At 35.7% G+C, this 17981-nt stretch carries 15 protein-coding genes and 1 pseudogene; 9 read left to right on the top strand and 7 right to left on the bottom strand.

Features of this window, described 5'->3' with window-relative positions:
* Positions 1-30 precede the first annotated feature (30 nt).
* Both A9G07_RS00740 and sat read right to left on the bottom strand, forming a co-directional pair.
* Positions 31-666: a phosphoadenosine phosphosulfate reductase domain-containing protein gene (locus A9G07_RS00740; protein WP_065733646.1), complete on the bottom strand. Its 636-nt coding sequence runs from the start codon at positions 664-666 to the stop codon at positions 31-33.
* Positions 667-711: 45 nt separating this feature from the next.
* A complete protein-coding gene (sat, locus tag A9G07_RS00735) occupies positions 712-1872 on the bottom strand; it encodes a sulfate adenylyltransferase (protein ID WP_065733645.1) in 1161 nt (386 codons plus the stop codon).
* A 340-nt stretch (positions 1873-2212) separates the two neighbouring features.
* Here sat and A9G07_RS00730 point away from each other — a divergent pair, with 340 nt between their 5' ends.
* The 3 genes from A9G07_RS00730 (at position 2213) to ggt (ending at position 6233) form a co-directional block, all read left to right on the top strand.
* Entirely contained in the window at positions 2213-3490 is a 1278-nt protein-coding gene (locus A9G07_RS00730; RefSeq protein ID WP_065733644.1) for an MFS transporter, read from the top strand.
* 9 nt (positions 3491-3499) lie between these two features.
* A complete protein-coding gene (pdxY, locus tag A9G07_RS00725; RefSeq protein ID WP_065733643.1) occupies positions 3500-4366 on the top strand; it encodes a pyridoxal kinase PdxY in 867 nt (288 codons plus the stop codon).
* A gap of 265 nt (positions 4367-4631) precedes the next feature.
* Positions 4632-6233, top strand: a complete 1602-nt coding sequence (gene ggt, locus A9G07_RS00720) for a gamma-glutamyltransferase (protein WP_218059971.1) — start codon at positions 4632-4634, stop codon at positions 6231-6233.
* Between the two features lie 373 nt (positions 6234-6606).
* On the opposite strand, the gene A9G07_RS00715 is transcribed toward ggt, so the two are convergent.
* Both A9G07_RS00715 and A9G07_RS00710 read right to left on the bottom strand, forming a co-directional pair.
* Positions 6607-6870 (bottom strand): TM2 domain-containing protein, encoded by a 264-nt coding sequence (locus tag A9G07_RS00715; protein ID WP_065733641.1) that lies wholly within the window; start codon positions 6868-6870, stop codon positions 6607-6609.
* A 518-nt stretch (positions 6871-7388) separates the two neighbouring features.
* Entirely contained in the window at positions 7389-8786 is a 1398-nt protein-coding gene (locus tag A9G07_RS00710; RefSeq protein ID WP_065733640.1) for an RtcB family protein, read from the bottom strand.
* Between the two features lie 554 nt (positions 8787-9340).
* On the opposite strand from A9G07_RS00710, the gene A9G07_RS00705 reads away from it, so the two are divergent.
* Both A9G07_RS00705 and A9G07_RS00700 read left to right on the top strand, forming a co-directional pair.
* Entirely contained in the window at positions 9341-10162 is an 822-nt protein-coding gene (locus A9G07_RS00705) for a hypothetical protein (RefSeq protein ID WP_065733639.1), read from the top strand.
* 177 nt (positions 10163-10339) lie between these two features.
* Positions 10340-10540: pseudogene (locus tag A9G07_RS00700) on the top strand (RtcB family protein); the annotation flags it as partial.
* Positions 10541-10817: 277 nt separating this feature from the next.
* Here A9G07_RS00700 and A9G07_RS00695 read toward each other — a convergent pair.
* The 3 genes from A9G07_RS00695 to A9G07_RS00685 form a co-directional block, all read right to left on the bottom strand.
* Complete coding sequence (locus A9G07_RS00695) at positions 10818-11720, bottom strand: hypothetical protein (protein WP_218059967.1); 903 nt, start codon at positions 11718-11720, stop codon at positions 10818-10820.
* Positions 11720-12667, bottom strand: coding sequence for a restriction endonuclease (locus A9G07_RS00690; protein ID WP_065733637.1), 948 nt, complete (start codon positions 12665-12667; stop codon positions 11720-11722). The genes A9G07_RS00695 and A9G07_RS00690 overlap by 1 nt, the downstream gene beginning before the upstream one ends.
* 71 nt (positions 12668-12738) lie before the next feature.
* Complete coding sequence (locus tag A9G07_RS00685; protein WP_065733636.1) at positions 12739-13161, bottom strand: hypothetical protein; 423 nt, start codon at positions 13159-13161, stop codon at positions 12739-12741.
* 152 nt (positions 13162-13313) lie between these two features.
* Here A9G07_RS00685 and A9G07_RS00680 point away from each other — a divergent pair, with 152 nt between their 5' ends.
* The 4 genes from A9G07_RS00680 (at position 13314) to A9G07_RS00665 (ending at position 17950) form a co-directional block, all read left to right on the top strand.
* Positions 13314-14066 carry a hypothetical protein gene (locus tag A9G07_RS00680; RefSeq protein ID WP_065733635.1) on the top strand — a complete coding sequence of 251 codons (753 nt, stop codon included), beginning with the start codon at positions 13314-13316 and terminating at the stop codon, positions 14064-14066.
* Positions 14067-14345: 279 nt separating this feature from the next.
* Positions 14346-15518: an HlyD family secretion protein gene (locus tag A9G07_RS00675; RefSeq protein WP_065733634.1), complete on the top strand. Its 1173-nt coding sequence runs from the start codon at positions 14346-14348 to the stop codon at positions 15516-15518.
* Entirely contained in the window at positions 15515-17044 is a 1530-nt protein-coding gene (locus A9G07_RS00670) for a DHA2 family efflux MFS transporter permease subunit (protein ID WP_065733633.1), read from the top strand. The genes A9G07_RS00675 and A9G07_RS00670 overlap by 4 nt, the downstream gene beginning before the upstream one ends.
* Positions 17045-17140: 96 nt before the next feature.
* Entirely contained in the window at positions 17141-17950 is an 810-nt protein-coding gene (locus tag A9G07_RS00665) for an AraC family transcriptional regulator (RefSeq protein WP_065733632.1), read from the top strand.
* Positions 17951-17981: the final 31 nt, after the last annotated feature.

Raw genomic sequence — 17981 nt, 5'->3', positions numbered from 1 at the left:
TAAAGTCTAATATTGTTTATTTATAAAAAATCAAAAAGTTATTTTATGTAGACCGCACTCTCTACCTTGTGGTCCTTTAGTTGGATCGACGTAGTCCATTTCGTTAGGTAAATTATGTTTTTCGATATAATTCTGCATATTTTGACTCGTCCAATCGAGTATTGGGGCGATCTTAAATAAATTGTCCCCTGCTTTTGTTACAATATTGAGTTCTTGCCTTAGCGCAGATTGTTCACGGCGTAGTGCAGTAAACCACAATGTGGGTTTAAGCGTAGACAAAGCACGGTTAAACGGCTCAATTTTAACAATTTGTGTAAACTCGGTGTGTTCCGGAGTATCAAGTTCAGGTAGCCCGCCATATCGCACATTTAAATAAGCAGTCGTCCTTTGTGGGACAAAAATATGTAGATTAAGATTAAGTTGTTTAGTAATTTCATTGGCTACACGATAGGTTGCATTGGTTGCATAGCCGTTATCAACCCAAACAACCTTAATATTCGGATCGATTTGGGTAACAAGGTGCAAAAGTACTGCCTCATAAGGGCCAAAATGGGTACTGATAATACTTTTCACTGGAATATCTTGTTGTTTTTTCAGTGCCCATTCAATAATGGTTAACGGTGACTGATTTTGCAATTTTTGGTTAACTTTAGTTAAATCTAGCATGGCTTTTCCCTTTATTGATTTATGGATGATTAACTATTTAGCTGATTACTGATTTACCCATTGATATAACTCAGCAACGACTTCTGGCCGACTAAATGTTTCTGGTATCGGCTCTTTGGCTTGTAAACGCCGTCTGACCTCCGTGCCTGAAATAAGAACGCGATCAGCACTATCGTGTGGACAGGTTTTCGTTGATGCCATACCGTCACATTTGTGGCAATAAAATGTCCAGTCAATCTTAATTGGCTTAATGAGTAAATCGTTGTCTTGCAAATGGCTAAAGATCTCTTGCGCAGCAAACGGTGAGTAAAAATCCCCAACCCCAGCATGATCGCGGCCGACGATAAGATGACTACAACCATAATTTTGTCTAAAAAGAGCATGTAGTAACGCCTCTTTCGGCCCAGCATAGCGCATATCTAAAGGGTAACCGGAATGAATAACGGAATCTGGCACAAAGTAATTATGAATTAAACTATTAATTGCTTTAAGACGAATGTTGGCCGGTACATCGCCGGGTTTTAAGTTACCAAATAATGAATGGATAAGTACACCATCAAAAAGTTCTAACACGGTTTTAACTAAATATTCGTGTGAACGATGCATTGGATTACGAGTTTGAAAGGCCGCTATTTTTTTCCAACCTAATTGATTAAAGCGTTCCCGTGTCTGTTGTGGCGTTAAAGCATATTGACCAAATTGTGCTTTAAAGCCATTATCGTGCAGAACCCGGACTTTACCACCTAAATTAACCGGTGGTTGAGCCATCAGCATTGCAACACCAGGATGGCTTGGATCTGTCGTTGTAAACACCTGATTAGCTTCATATTGTTTATCTGGACGATAAATGCTATCCACATTCAAAATACCGATTATCTGCCCATCTGGTGTTTTTAAAGCGATTTCATCACCTAATTTTAGGGTATCAGCTTGAGCATCGGTCACCGATACGGTTATGGGAATTGGCCAAAAAACCCCGTTCGCTAAATGCATACTATCGCAAACGCTACGCCAGTCCTCTTCTCGCATAAAGCCATACAGAGGTGTAAAACCCCCGATGCCTAACATGACTAAATCTCCAGTTTCACGACTGGATAAGGTAATTGCTGGTAAATTTTTTGCATATTGTTGCAGGGCTAGACGTTCATCGTCATCAACCTGTAAAGGTTGTAAACTGTCACTAGCATGAGGCGCGATCAATCCCATAATGATTCCTTACCGATATTTTTATTAAATCTAATTAAAAGCGATTATCGATAAATAAGGAAATATCAATTTTATATACCATTATGCGATTTGTGCATATTCAAAATTGATTGAAGATGTTATCACTACAATAAGATAAAAGTTATCGGAAGCCCAAAGCTAAAGTGTTATAATTAATTCGCACACATCAAGTTGAACGTATTTAATAAAATAGAAATATTATTAAATTTCTATATATAATTTTTAATCTCTTTTCAGATAACGAATTGTGATGTTGATAGCTTTGTGCTAGTTTTATTATTCATTATTGGTCATACATTCCTCTACCCAAGGTTTACTTATGTCAAATTCATCTGCAAAAAAAGTGGCGTTTGCTGCTTTTATTGGTACTACTATTGAATGGTATGATTTTTATATCTATGCGTTAGCATCGGTATTGATTTTTGGTCAGCTATTTTTTCCGTCTGATAACGAGTTTGTACAAATTTTAGGGGCGTTTGCTACCTTTGCAGTAGGTTTTTTATCCCGTCCTTTAGGTGCTATGTTATTTGGGCATATTGGTGACCGTTTAGGGCGTAAAAAATCACTTATTATCACTTTGCTTTTAATGGGGACGGCGACCACTTTTGTTGGGTTATTACCGTCTTATCAACAAGCAGGTATTTTGGCACCAACGTTATTGGTTGCATTGCGAATTTTACAAGGTGTTGCCGTTGGTGGTGAGTGGGGAGGTGCCGTGTTGATGACGAATGAACATGCGCCGAAAGGGTTGAAAAACTTCTTTTCATCCTTTGCTCAGTGGGGAAGCCCAGCAGGCAATATTTTAGCATTACTGGTTTTTTCTTATATTATTCGTTTACCTGTTAATGAACTGATTGATAGTGGTTATTGGCGTATTCCTTTTTTAGCCAGTGCTATTTTGTTAATTATTGGCATTATTGCTAGAGTGACGTTAACCGAATCGCCGGTTTTTGTTGAAGCATCTAAAAAACAAGCGGACTTAAAGCAAGAGTCAGCACCGATTATTGAAGTATTTAAAAAAGCATTGCCATTATTAATATTAGCGATTGGTGCTAATGTGCTGTCATTTAGCGGTATCTTTTCCAATACCTTAATGATTGGTTATACTACTTTGGTACTTGGTGTCGAAAAATCAGTGATAGTTGATGCACTGTTTTGGATCGCTATTGTCCATTTTGTTGCTCAACCGTTTATCTCTTATTGGTCAGAAAAATTCTCGGCAACACGCTTTTTGATTTGTACAGCAATGTTGGCAATGGCATCGGTATTCTTGTTATTCCCGATTATAAATTCAGGCACAAAAACCAGTTTTATTATTGGGATTTCGTTAAATGTGATTTGTTACAGCGGTTTTTATGGTGTAATAGCTGGGTATTTAAGTCGCATTTTCCCTGCCAGAATGCGCTATACTGGGTTATCAATGAGTTATCAAGGATGTGCGGCTATTTTTGGTAGCTTAATTCCGATGATAGGTGGTTATGTTATTTATACCTTCAAAAGTTTTTGGTTACCCTTAGCCTTGTTTTATTGCGGTTTAGCACTGATATCCATTATCTGCATCTACTTGTTAAGCAAATATCGTTATTATGATGAATAAGGCCTATATATGAAAACCGTTTTATCAATTCAGTCCAATGTTGTTTATGGTTATGCCGGTAATAAAGTGGCGACGCTAGCGATGCAATTGCAAGGTGTCGAAGTGATGCCAATTCACACCGTTCAGTTATCGAGTAATACGGTTTATCCACATTATGACGGCATTGTGCTGGGCGCTCAGCAAATCACTCGAATCGTCAATAGTTTAGAAAAAATTGGCGTATTGTCATCCATTGACGCCATTATTTCGGGCTATATTGGACTTGCCGAACAAGGTGAAGAAATCCTTGAAGCCGTAAAAAAGATTAAATTTTATAATCCTAATGCGATTTATGTTTGCGATCCGGTTATGGGGGGCGATATCAATAAAGGCAGTTCCTTGCCACAAAATATTATTGATTTCTTCACTAAGCAAGCAATCAAATACGCTGACTTTATTACACCTAATTTATTAGAATTACAGATATTATCGAATCTGGAAATCAAAACCTTTAACGATGTGCTTAACGCGATAAAAACACTGCAAAATAAGCCGATTCAAGCCATATTGGTTAAAAATCTGCTACATGCCGGTAAAACGACGGAATTATTTGAAATGATTTTAGCCACACCATCACAAAACTATCATCTGGCTCGACCATTATATGATTTTCCACACCGTCCATTAGGCGTGGGCGATTTAATTTGTAGTCTGTTTACTGCCCATTTAGTCAATGGACAATCCCAATTAACCGCCTTTGAACTCGCTGCCAATGCCGCCAATCACGTGCTTGATATCACCAAACAACAAAATGCCCGAGAGCTGGCGATTATTGATGCTCAGCAGTGGATTAAACAGCCGGATTTGCAGTATCGCGGAACACCGCTAGCATTATAAGGCAATTCAGATCGGTATTATCGTCATTGGTCATAATCATTTTAGCTACAAAATTTAAATAGTTTATTCTTGGCACAGAAAATGCATTCCTCAAAATGTTATTGTTAACAATTGAGGAACGACTAAAATGTGGAAAAGACACCCAATATTATTAAGTTTATTGCTTATTAATCCTTTATCTGGTGCTGCTGATATACCGCTATCAGAGACAGGAAAGTACTGTGATACCCCTTCTCGTTGTCTTAACCCGATAACGACCAATGTTATGGTAACGTCCCCCAATTATTTAGCGACTCAAGCTGGAATTGATATATTACGCAAAGGAGGCAATGCGGTTGATGCAGCGATTGCCGTAGCCTCAACGCTTGCTGTTGTTTATCCTCAAATGAATACCATTGGTGGCGATAACTTTTGGTTAATTTACAACGCTAAAACCAAAGAACTAAAAGGGCTAAATGCCAGCGGTCGTTCTGGTAGTTTGGCCACGATAGACTATTATAAAAATCAAGGTTTCCATAAAATTCCGTCGCGAGGTTATCTGGCAGCCAATACCGTTCCAGGGGTGGTTTCCGGTTGGGATGAAGCGTACCAATATGCCTCTAAAAATATGAATAATGCACTACCATGGCACACGCTATTTGCATCAGCAATTGATTATGCCGAAAATGGATTTTCGGTTTCTCCTAGCCTAAATTATTGGTCTACGGTTAATATTGATCCAAAAGACAAAGAGTTTCGGGAGTTACAGCGTTTTTCGGAGTTTAAAAAAGTATTCTTAAAAGACGATGGGCAAGCTTACCAAATTGGCGAAATCCTTAAACAACCCGATTTAGCTAACACATTAAAAACCATAGCAAATAAAGGCGCTAAGGAATTTTATCAGGGTGATATTGCCAAAAATATTGTCAACGATCTGCAAAGCCATGGTGGTGTATTGACTTTAGATGATTTTGCTAAGCATCATGCTACATGGGTAGCCCCGATCCATGTTAATTATCGAGAATATACCGCCTATAATCTACCACCCAATACACAAGGTATGGCATCGTTAGAGATTCTAAATATACTCAATAATTTTGATATAAAATCCTTGGGGGAAGGCAGTGCAGATTATTACCATTTAATAATTGAAGCAACAAAACAAGCATTTGCTGATCGAGATAAATACCTTACCGATCCTGATTTTAATCAGATTCCGCTTGATTTCTTATTATCTACCCAACATGGTCAGCAACAAGCAAAACAGATTGATATGCAAAAGGCACGTGTAGAGACAAAGCCATTAGATCCTAAAGGCGATACCGTTTGGTTTGGTGTTGTTGATGCAGAAGGAAATGCGGTATCTATTATTCAAAGTATTTACCATGATTTTGGTTCCGGCATTGTTGCTAAAGATACAGGAATTTTATTGCAAAATCGTGGTAGTTTTTTCTCGTTAGATCCTAACCATATTAATCGTTTAGAGCCAAATAAACGCACCTTTCATACGTTAAATCCAGCCATGCTTTTAAAAGATAATAAACCTTATCTGGTTTATGGCACCATGGGCGGAGAAGGACAACCCCAAACGCAAGCGGCAATTGTGACACGAATTGTTGATTATGGCATGACACCACAAGATGCCATTAATGCACCAAGATGGTTACATGGCCGCACATGGGGTGCATCATCCAATAATCTTAAAGTTGAAGGGCGCATACCTAACGATGTAATTCATTCCCTCAAATTACGTGGGCATGATGTGCAAATTGTTGATGATTACACGGATACCATGGGACATGCCGGTGCCATTCTTATCGATACCAATCATCATCGACTAATGGGCGCAACCGACCCGAGAGGGGATGGTTTAGCGGCTGGGTATTAATATTATTTGGGTAGTAAGTTTATATTTATAATATGATATGACTGCCGAATACCACAAACTAGGTTGCATCTAAGATGTGATGATAAAAACAATGGCTATATGATTTAACACAGCAAATTGACTAATAAAATAGAGTTTTTGTATTTCTGATAATAAAGAGCTACATTACAATAATTTGAAGTTGAACTATTAATTTAAATGAAATTTCAATCTGTTAAAAAGGAAGCTGTTCCTCAGTTGGATCTGACTTTATTAAGAGGAACTTTCCTTTCTATAATAGTTGTAAATTACTATTAAAAATAAAACTAGAGTTAATAAAACAAACTTCTAGTTTTGTCGCTTTAGTAATTATAGTTTTGTGAAAATTTTAAATTTAAGGCATTTGATTTATTTTCGGTGATTTTAGTATACAAACTAAATCAATTATCCACCAAATAAAAAGCCCAATTAATATAAAAATACCGATTAATATAGGAATAGTAATAAAGCCAATTATTGTTAATACAAGCATTAAAATACCTGTTCCGACTTTACCTAAATACATCCTATAAACACCAAATGTACCTAAGAAAAACCACAATAAAAGAGTTACAACGACAGAACGATTACTCCCTACAAAGTCAGATTTAGTTTCCATGAAAATTCCTTGTTTTAATTAGATGTATTAAAAAAATACAAATAAAATCAATCCTTATTACAAATAAAAGAATAAAAATTTATTGATTGTATAGAGTAAAAAAACTACGCAACAATTTTATTTTTAATGCTGTAAACAGTTAATATTATCAAAAAATATTCGATTTTATTGTAATTTTAAACTCTATTTCATTATTTTCCTGTAGTAGTATTATTCAGGAAAGCGGAGGTATTGTATACAACGGATGTTTTATTGTAAAGTATCAACATATTATTTTACTTTTAGTCAAAAATTAAGTTAATGGCAATCTAAATAAAATGGTTTTTGTCATATCTTCACAATCCTAAAAAAGAGCTGTTAGAGCGTTTTTGAGATCGCTGTAAGATTATTAATGATAGTGATTGGTCAATAAATATCAATTAACGTGTTATTCATTTTTCTTTATAGAAAGCATTTTGTGTCATAATTTAATATGTTGATAAAATAAGAAATTATTGCACAAAATGCCATTTCGAATGTTACGCCTTAAACGTAATCCACGGTTTAAGTTTAACCACTGTTTGAATCAAACCGGCGTTTTGTTGTGCATCAATCACTGGTGTGATCGGTTTGTAGGCTGAGGGAGCCTCTTCAAGTAGCCGTTCTTCTTTTAAGGTAATACATTGCCATGGCAAATTAACCTTATCATATTCGACTTTTTTGCTACGCATAGCTTGTCGTCTTTCTGCTCGACCTGCACCGTGTGAGCAAGACCATAACCAATCTGCATTACCTTTACCTACTGCCACATAAGAGTGATCACCCATTGAGCCAGGGATTAAAGCTATCTGACCAGCATAAGCAGGCGTTGCCCCTTTACGATGAATATTCATCTCATGTTCAGGCAAAATGATATTGTGTGAAATATCGACCACAAGTTGACTATCATCTTGATAAAAAATAGTTGCAAGCGATTTACGTATCAATTCGGTAATCACAATTCGATTAATCCAAGCATAACGCGCAGCAACGCCCATAGCTTGTAAATAGGCCTGTGCGTGACTATCTGTTAAACCAAACAATCCTGATTTTGGTTGTTTTTCATTAATCGGCCATAAAGCTTTTGCTCTATCTTGCCAACGCTGACCAATGTAAAAACCAACATCACGCGATCCGGTATGAATCATGACGACGACACTACTTTTTTCAAGACCTAATTGATAAGCTAAATGTCGATCGATAATATCATCAACAATTTGTAACTCGACAAAATGGTTGCCAGATCCGACTGTACCTAAACTCGCTGGGCGAATAATATCGCGCTTTTCAAAAAAGGCTTCAGGCGCATACTGACTATCTGCCTTAATTAAGTGATTACCCGATATTTTATTAAGCTCTGCGTGTAACCGTTCATAATTAACTGAATTCCACAAACCTTGCTGCGGTAACGCCGATAACCATGCTGCAAGACCTTGATCGAATAATGCCTGAAAAGATTGCGGCGTAACAGGTACATCACGCTCATCTTGCAATAACACACGTTTTAATTGTGCAATAATTGTCGATTTTTGTTCACACACCTGATCAAAGCTTAAACCCGTGGTAAAAAGCCGCATACCGCAATTAATATCGGTACCAATTGCTGCCGGAATAACTAAATCCTGAGTAGTTGCAACAATACTACCAACAGGCGCAACCGCACCCGGATGAAAATCAGGTGTAGCACGAGCCATGCAAACTTTTCCTACACTATTAGGGACGTTCACTGATGCAAAGTTCAGAAGCTGTTCTACCGCTTTTTGCTCTAAAGGCAATGGACTCGGTAACAAAATCTGAGCAGAGGTATTTTCTTTATTTAAAGTATAAATATCATTATTAAAATGACTTTCAATCCCAAGACGGGACAAACGTTTTTGTAAACGGGAAAATGTAGACATAATAGCCACCTAGAAAACAATAAAAAAGCGTCTCCTCAAATTGAGAAGATAATTACTGTTTTCCTGCAGCAGCACTATTCAGGAAAGCGGGTGGATTCTATACGCTGATTATTTATTTGTAAAGGACAAAATTGATATAGTAAGTCTGATAAATTTATTTTTATGACTCGCTCATTTGCTTTAAAATAGCAAACTCACCGATAAATTGATGAAGTTTATTTAAATCTTAAAAGGTGTTATTGATGGTCAACCTTGGCAGATTGATATGCAAAAAACAGCAGATCATTTTGGGTGATGATTTGTATTTTTCAATCCAAATATTGGGAAGGTTTTCCTATGCTTTCGAAATTTGGCTTTGGGCTTAGGCAAGTGTTAACACACTATTTGCTTGCTAAAGATTAGCACGTGACTTTGAATGACGGTTCGAAGCTAATTGCAGTAAAAAAACATCACATCACTGCTGAATCTGATCATTTATCGCAATAAGTTAAATTCAATGGCTAGGGCGCTCACTCGTTCTAATTCAAAGTAAAATAGACAAATACGGTGATTAAATGGACAAAAAAGCAAAAAAGATTCTGTTTCAAACCTATTGGAAAAATGGCTGGAAAGACAGAAAGGAGATAAAAACAGAGCCGAACGACTTCGCGTATGCGAAAGAAAAAGGATTAATGTTTGATCCCATTACCATATCACACGATGATTGTGTCAATAAAATCATAAACATCGTCGCCACAATCACTCTTGAACACGTTGCCAAAGCCTTTTTGAGCAGCTTATCAACGCGGCGACTTGATTGGCGCTCAGGTATTGCATCATACTTTATCGCCAAATTAATGACAGCGCATCAATATACGCCAGTCGTGTCTGGTCAATCTTATCAAGATGGCCAAATGATTCATTCATCCCATACGTGTCAGGTCTGCCGTGATCTCAAATATGGCATGATTGGTAATGAAAACTACGTCAAAGCAGATTTAAATATCTTAAACTTTGAACGAATAAAGTGGGGGGGAGTGCGTCATGGTGATTTACTTTATACCTACTTTGATCTCATGCAATTCACTAAACAGGCAATCTCTGAACCGACCGAAGATGATATAGCTATTTTAAAAGGGATATTAGCCATTATTGCATCCTGTCAGCAAGATGATTATCCGGGTTCACTGAGTGATAAACTGACGGATGTACCTAACTTTAAATCCAATCAGGATGAACGTAACACCGTTATTGAGATTTTGGCTTGTGTGGGGATTTTACAACCCGCTTCTTATGAGCGCCCAACAAGGGGAAAACACGATTGGGTATATGCCACTTATTGGCGTGGTCAGGATAAATACAATCAACAAATGGTGAAGCAATTATTTGGTCTTTAATGCATGATCTCTAATTTGCTCTAGGGGCTGTTAATCTCATCCCAACTCAGCCCACCAAATATTTTTTAGCCTGTCGGCATCATTACTCTTCTGTTTTTTCGTTCTCGAAACAACAAAAAGATATATTTAACAATAACTTACCAAATGAGATGGTTTTTTCATATTGTGTAGTGAGTGATAAGCCCAACAGCGACGAGAAACAGATTTACCATTGAAGACCAAATCAAAGCAACGGCACATGTTGAATGTCGAAAAGATGCTAATGTGATTGATGAAATCCCAATGGCATACAAAGATATTGATGCAGTGATGACCGCACAAAATGAATTAGTCGAAATAGTGCATCAATTAAGGCAAGTGGTGTGTGTAAAGGGGTAAAAATTATTGAGGAGCGATCCTCGATTTCAATTAATATTTACTGCTATCAACTTTAAATTGCCAAACTTACTAAGCGCCGTAATTGCATTGAATAACACCATCTGCGTCGCCATGTCCTGATGGTGCCACATTTAATGCAAATCTGATTAGCAATCGTGTTATTACTGTTTTTAGCATCCAACAAACCAATATAGGTTAACCACAAATCTGCATGAGGTAAGTTGGTTTATATATTAATTGGATTGTGGAAAATGAAGATTAATGTATTTGTTTTAGGTTATAAACAAATTAATTCAGAATAATTTTGAATTGAATTAAGTGTTAAATATATGTGTTTGGGCATTGGTGATCCATTTTTTGTTATTATTACGTGTCGATATTCATGTTGATATAAATATTTAATATGCTTATGAAACTCAATTATTGGTTTTGAATTCCTTAATCTATTCTGTATTGGGTCAATATACTCGACCATTTTATAAGCAAAATCTTCAATTTCGATATGGTTTCTTAACTCAGCAATTAGTTCATCGGCAAACTTTTGAGAATTGTAGATAAATAGGCAACTATCCGTATCAAAGTCACTGAATAACCGTATATCAAATTCACCACTAGTACAAAATACATAATAATCTCTTTGAGTTTCGTAAGAAAAATCCACATTTCCAATTGGTTTAATTATATTTCCGTATTTATCTTTAATAGTTATATTATCGGGGTTTACATGAAATGTTGCTTTCATTTCATCATCCCTTTGTGCAACATTTAATGAGGGATCTAAAAATGAACTTGCTAAAGAAACTTTAAAGCTATTATTTTTTAAATATTCTTTATTGCTAAATTTAATAAGATGTGGTTTTTTGATTTTAGCTAGATGGTTAATTTCTTTTAAACGATCAGATGCTTCTAACATTGGTTTAGGTACGGCACTCTTGAATAACAATTGTTCTTTTGGAAGTTCATTACGTATCTTCATTTCTTCCATAGTATGAGTGAACTTAATCATCAGTTCTGTCCAAGGACTAACTCGAATATCTCTTATACCTATCTTTCCATTAGTTTCCAATGTAGTTAAATTTTCTACAAGATAACGAAGCCTATCGTTTATTTGTTCAGTTGAAAGATATTTCATATACCGATTTTGATGATATTGTAAAATCCAGTTTTCGTATAGTTTCATTATAATATCTTCTTTATTTCTGAAATAAATTGAGGTATTTTTTGTATCCAATTTATTTCCGTATTTTCTCTCATATCTTTATCAAACTCATTAATGTTGATGAGTTCCAATCGGCATGATTTTTTTGCTTCATCATATGCTGTTTTCGTAAAATCTGATGTTGTAACAATAACGCCTTTTGTCGCATTTTCTACATTTAATGTACCTAAGATTCCCCTGATTATTTGTACTCCAACTTTCTCCGTATATCTTTTACATTCAATGTGCAATTTTTCATATTCTCTTTGGTTGTCTTTTATAGCTAAAACATCATAGCCACCATCTCTAGTCCTTGGTGTTATTCTAATTTTGTAACCTTTTTTGTTATATAGATAAGCCGTTAATAATTCAAAATCTCTAGAAGGAATATCTAATAATATTTGTCTTATAGGTAATTTATGACTTATATATTTAGCTTCAATAAGACTTATAGCATCAGATATTCCGTGTATTCTATGATCTGTTAAAAATAAACAATGAGCAGAATAGTATGAATTTATGGCATTTATTGCATCATAAGGGCTCGAGGGTAATAAATCGACAATCCAAGTAATCGATGGCCATAATACATTCCAATCTTTCAATGAAATAAGACGTTGATAGTAGGTAAAGGAATTTAAAAGTTGTTCCTGCTTTTCTATTGGTTGCATGAAAAAAAAGTCTTCAATGATATTGTCAGAATTAAATCGACCGCCTGAAATCAAGAATTTTGATAGTAAAAATTTAACTTCTTTATCTGTTTTTTGATCTATATCTTTTATATATTGTTCTTTCATTTCATCAGTAGGAAAACAACAATCAAGAATCAAAAAACTATCTGTTTTTTCATTTGCATAAACATAATTAAGCCATTCATCTAAAGATATTTTTGTTGCATGAATCAAAACTTTATCTTTTGTTTTTTTCATTAAAAATGCCAATTATTTTGCATAGTATTCAATACATTATTTGATAAATGAATAGTTAATTTAGTTTAAAACTATCCCTCTTTTCCCAATATTTTATCAATCTTTTTAACCGTTATCCCCAAAATTTTAGCAATATCTTCAACCGAAACACCTTTATCCAACAAAGCATTAATCAATATTTTCTTTTCAGTCTCAGCTTTTCCTTTTATTTCTTTTGCTTTTTGTTGAGCTGTTTTTGTCTTATCCTTCTCAACCGCCAACTTCTCTTTAGCAATTAACTTTTCTTCCTTACGGATGCGTTCAACCACTTGATAAGTTGGGACGTATTTTAGGCTTTGTTCTAAATCGTCCATCAGTTTGGTACTGCGGAAGCTAATATAGGATTTAGGGGTGATGATTAGGCGGTCAATTTGGTTATCACGAAATAACACACGTTGCATAATGCTGTACACATCGTCCGTGCCTTCATCATGCTTGGTGAGTTTTATATCCATCGTATCACCTTGTAAAATCAATTAAAAAATAATATAGCATATTCTGTTTAGGCTGGGCAGTCGTTAATTAAACAATTCCAAGAGTTTACTTTTTAGGTTATAGTGTTTGTAAAAATTATTGAGGAGTCTATACCGTTATAAGGAGCGTAATAATGTATCATGCAATTTTACCGAGTAAGCAACAGCCTGCTGCTGAGCGATTTTTGCAACAGTTGCCCAAGTTTGTTGCAGCAAATCCTTTATACCAGCGCCTTAAACCGACATCATTACTGATTGATATTGCTGCGTATACCTTAACGGCTCAGCCCCACAGTTTTATTGCAGCTCAGTTCAACCTGTCACCACGAGCAGCTCGTAGACGGGATAATGTTATTCGGCAATTGCTGGAACAGCATGAGCCTGACCTTTATCAAGCGGTATTAGACCTTGAGAAAACCACCCCTAACCAGGTCAGTCAGCAAGCGCAAGCATTTAAATCATGGCTTAAAGATTTGCTCAGTACATCTGTCATGCCTTGCGATTATTGCGAATCACCTCTGACGGTTCGTATTGGTCACCGCCTTAATTTTCGTTGCCGAAGTTGTCGACGCACGTTTAATCCACTCAAAAAATATCAATTAGATCATTTATCTCATTGCGAACTGTGGTTACCTTTTGTTGACTTATTGCTACAAGGTGAAACCCTTAAAACCGCTAATCAGCAATTAGGGATTAACTCCAATACCGCCTCTAAATGGAAGTCCTGTTTTCTGTGGATAATGGAAAAGCAAGGGTTTTCCATATTGGCGAATTATTGCCGAGTAAAGCGACGCCAACGTTATCGGCAAATTTGGTTAGATGTTAAAGCCGGAGCAACATTTTTACCCACCGTTGGCTCTCGTTTTAGGCATAAATCACATTTTTGATTTATATCTCTGTAAAAAATATTGAGGAGTCTATACCGTTTCAATAAGCACGTTAAATGATTTCTCTTTAAAATCGCGATTATAGAATTTTGACTGCTGTTTTTGCTTTCTACATTCTATAGTCGATATATTAAGTATTAATTACCCAAAATTCATTCAAATAAATCAGCCATATCAATTTAAAATCAAGTTAGCTACTTTATTCAAGACAAAGCCAATTATCTATCTAATACTACTGTTTTCTACCCTTAATTATGTTGTAGTTAGACGGACAAAAGTATGGATAAAGAGATAGATTCGCCACCGCACCCAATTAAACGTAAAAAGAAGCTGATTATATTAACGCTATTATTTCTTTTTTCTGCTTTGGCTTATGGCGTTTATTGGTTTATGTTTAGTCGATTTACTCAATCAACGGATAATGCTTATGTTATGGGTAATCAGGTCCCGGTTGATGCGCAAGTAAATGGTGGAATATTGACGATTAATGTCGATAATAACGATTTTATTCAACAAAATGATGTGATAGCAACGATTGATGCAGTTGATGCAGAAAATGAATTTGGTTATGCCAAAAATGCGTTAATCAAAGCGATTAGAGAGTTGCATCAAATTCAGATCACAAATGAAAAACTTTCAGCCAGCATTCAGTTAAAACAAGTCACCTTAGACAAACTTAAGCAAGATCTTGAACGCCGGGAGAATCTTTGGTCACGAAAGGTTATTTCAAAAGAAGAGATTATTCATGCAAGGCAAGATGTCGATTTTGCTATTAATGATTTAAAGATATCTCAGCATGAATTAGCCATTAATAATGCGCTACTAATGAAAACGCCATTATTAGAACAACCAAGTATTCAGCAAGCAATTTTTAAATTAAAACAAGCTTGGTTTAACTTAAAGCGAACCAAAATCACCGCACCTGTAACTGGGTATGTCGCGAGGCGAAGTGTCCAAGTTGGTACACAAGTGACTAAAGGTGAGCGTTTAATGGTTATTGTTCCATTAGATCAAGTATGGGTAGAAGCAAATTTTAAAGAGGTACAGTTAAACGATATTCGTATCGGTCAGTCAGTTACCTTAGAAAGTGATTACTATGGTGAAAAAGTTGAGTATAAAGGAAAGATAAGTGGTATTGCGATGGGCACCGGTGGCGCTTTTTCTTTGCTACCTGCACAAAATGCGACAGGAAATTGGATCAAAGTGATTCAACGTTTACCGGTACGGATTGAATTAGACAAAGCGCAACTTAAACAATTTCCATTACGTATAGGCTTATCAATGAATGTTAATGTGGATACGCATGATACGTCAGGTAAGCTTTTAACCGATATTCCAGCGAAGACGATAAAATATCAAACGGATTCACTTTCTTTTGATGAAACTGAATTTGAGCAGCTCGTTGAGGATATTGTAAAAACCAATTTCTACGCTACGCAGATTATTCAATGAATCAAAGTAAAGCGTCCTCATTGCCTTTAACTGGCATCAGATTTATCTTACTAATTATTTTATTAGCGGTAATCGCGTTTTTACAGATTTTGGATTTAACAATTACTAATGTGGCGTTATCAACCATTACGGGTAATCTTGGTGCTTCAAATTCGCAAGGAACGTGGGTTATCACCTCTTTTGCCGTTGCTAATGCTATTTCGATCCCCTTAACGGGATGGTTAGCTCAGCGTTTTGGTGAAGTGAAATTATTTACTTATTCTATCTTATTTTTCGTAGTCACTTCTTGGCTTTGTGGTATTTCAAATAGTTTAGCCATGCTGATTTTTTCTAGATTATTGCAAGGTATGGTTTCTGGACCAATCATCCCTCTATCGCAAAGCTTGCTATTAGCGTATTGCCCGCCGGCCAAAAAAAATATGTCATTAGCAATATGGTCAATGACAATTATTATTGCGCCAATCTGTGGTCCAATTCTAGGTGGTTGGATTAGTGATAATTATTTTTGGGGATGGATCTTTTTAATCAATATTCCTTTCGGGATCATCATTTGGTTTGGTGTTCACCTTTTATTAAAAGATCGTGAAACGGCTACCAGCAAATTACCCATTGATAGAATTGGATTAGTTTTATTTATAGCTGGCGTGGGGTGTTTACAACTGGTATTAGATAGAGGAAAAGAACTTGATTGGTTTAATTCTAATCAGATTATTATTCTTTCTGTATTAGCTGTTGTTTTTATTAGTTATTTTATTGTTTGGGAACAAACAACAGATTATCCAATTATTGATTTATCCGTTTTTAAATCTCGAAATTTTACCATTGGCACAATTTGTATCAGTTTGGCATTTTTACTCCATATTGGCACGCTGGTTATTCAACCACAATTATTACAACGTGTGTTTGGTTATACTGCAACTTACGCCGGTTTAGTTTTGGCGCCAATTGGTTTGGTTCCTATTTTTCTTGCGCCAATAATTGGCCGATTTGCTTCAAATGTCGATATGCGTAAAGTGGTGACGTTTAGCTTTATTGTGTTTGCACTCTGTTTTTTTTGGCGAGCATATACATTTGAATCAAACATGACCTTTGCTGATGCAGCATGGCCGCAGTTTTATCAAGGCTTTGCGATAGCATGTTTTATTATGCCATTAAATATTATTATTTTATCTGATATTCCTATTCATAAATTAGCAATTGCCGGCAGTATCTTTAACTTTTTTAGAACGTTGTCGACATCAGTTGGTACCTCGTTAACCGCTACTTTATGGGAGCGTCGTGAAGTGATTCATCACAGTCAATTGACTGATATAATTTATCAAAATACCCAAGCATTAAATTACACTTATCAACAATTCAATCAACTAGATTTATCTGACATGCAAGTATCAACTATGTTGGCTCAACAGATTACTAATCAAGGATTATTAATTGGCATTAATGAAATATTTTGGCTATATGGTATGATATTTTTAGGTTTGATTGGTATAGTATGGTTAGCAAAATCTTCAGTGAAGGTTAATTGATACTTGGCTAATTAAATCAACGTGATTTTTATGACAGGAGTAAAGTATCAATCAGTGGTGTATTATTCAGATATAAAATAAGCAGGAGAGCGCATTTTGCATATTGATTCGGTGATTAAATTAGATGAACAAGAGTCAGCAACTTTGTACTTTCTCCATAACGTTAATACCGAATTTCATCGCCATCCTTGTTTACAATTAACGATATCACTGCACGATATTTTTTTAAGTTTAGAAACAGAAGATAAAAAGTATCGTGAATTTGGTTTTATTATTCGTTCAAATCTGTCACATAAATTAAATACAACTTGCGCTATCAATTTTTTACTCGAACCCGACGCGCCTTATTTTCATTTGTTGTCACATTTTACCGAAAACGATCCTATTTATCGTTTATCGCGTGAAGAAGCCTCAATACTGGCACAATATTTTATACATACTATTGAAAATAAACAGGTATTCGATATCGAGCATATTGTTAATCTATTATATCGCCCTAATACCAGTTGTCTTTGTCGGCAAGATAGTCGCATAGTTAAAGCGACCTCAATAATTTCGTTATTGCCGGTAAAACAGATATCCTCAAAAGAAATTGCTGATAAAATTTATTTATCCGAAAGTCGTTTTTTACATCTATTTCGAGAAAATCTAGGTATCAATTTCCGAGGCTACCTGTTATGGAAAAGATTGCGTGATGTTATTAATACGCTTGACGCATCGGCAACTTTAACAACGTTAGCTAATGATATGGGCTTTGCCGATTCAGCTCACTTTAGCCGAACTTGTGTTGCAAGTTTCGGATTAAGGCCCTCAGAGCTGAAACGAGCGTTAATTTATAATCAAAAATTGCCAAACAATAAATATGGTAAACATATTTATTGTTTGCATAAGCCAGCAGAAAAATAACTCACCAGACCCAGCTGAGCCATTCAATTCT

The organism is Gilliamella sp. wkB72, assembly GCF_001693745.1.
GTDB classification, from domain to species: Bacteria; Pseudomonadota; Gammaproteobacteria; order Enterobacterales; family Orbaceae; genus Gilliamella; species Gilliamella apicola_E.
Note: the sequence above shows the minus strand (reverse complement) of the source record. Positions and strands in the feature narration are given on the sequence as shown.

Bases quoted from the DNA above. Each gene is read 5' to 3' on its own strand.
- A9G07_RS00690 (WP_065733637.1), bottom strand. From the start codon at position 12,667: ATGAAAAAAACAAAAGATAAAGTTTTGATTCATGCAACAAAAATATCT.
- A9G07_RS00695 (WP_218059967.1), bottom strand. From the start codon at position 11,720: ATGAAACTATACGAAAACTGGATTTTACAATATCATCAAAATCGGTAT.
- A9G07_RS00685 (WP_065733636.1), bottom strand. From the start codon at position 13,161: ATGGATATAAAACTCACCAAGCATGATGAAGGCACGGACGATGTGTAC.
- A9G07_RS00680 (WP_065733635.1), top strand. From the start codon at position 13,314: ATGTATCATGCAATTTTACCGAGTAAGCAACAGCCTGCTGCTGAGCGA.
- pdxY (WP_065733643.1), top strand. From the start codon at position 3,500: ATGAAAACCGTTTTATCAATTCAGTCCAATGTTGTTTATGGTTATGCC.
- A9G07_RS00715 (WP_065733641.1), bottom strand. From the start codon at position 6,870: ATGGAAACTAAATCTGACTTTGTAGGGAGTAATCGTTCTGTCGTTGTA.
- A9G07_RS00710 (WP_065733640.1), bottom strand. From the start codon at position 8,786: ATGTCTACATTTTCCCGTTTACAAAAACGTTTGTCCCGTCTTGGGATT.
- sat (WP_065733645.1), bottom strand. From the start codon at position 1,872: ATGGGATTGATCGCGCCTCATGCTAGTGACAGTTTACAACCTTTACAG.
- A9G07_RS00730 (WP_065733644.1), top strand. From the start codon at position 2,213: ATGTCAAATTCATCTGCAAAAAAAGTGGCGTTTGCTGCTTTTATTGGT.
- ggt (WP_218059971.1), top strand. From the start codon at position 4,632: ATGGTAACGTCCCCCAATTATTTAGCGACTCAAGCTGGAATTGATATA.
- A9G07_RS00740 (WP_065733646.1), bottom strand. From the start codon at position 666: ATGCTAGATTTAACTAAAGTTAACCAAAAATTGCAAAATCAGTCACCG.
- A9G07_RS00675 (WP_065733634.1), top strand. From the start codon at position 14,346: ATGGATAAAGAGATAGATTCGCCACCGCACCCAATTAAACGTAAAAAG.
- A9G07_RS00705 (WP_065733639.1), top strand. From the start codon at position 9,341: ATGGACAAAAAAGCAAAAAAGATTCTGTTTCAAACCTATTGGAAAAAT.
- A9G07_RS00670 (WP_065733633.1), top strand. From the start codon at position 15,515: ATGAATCAAAGTAAAGCGTCCTCATTGCCTTTAACTGGCATCAGATTT.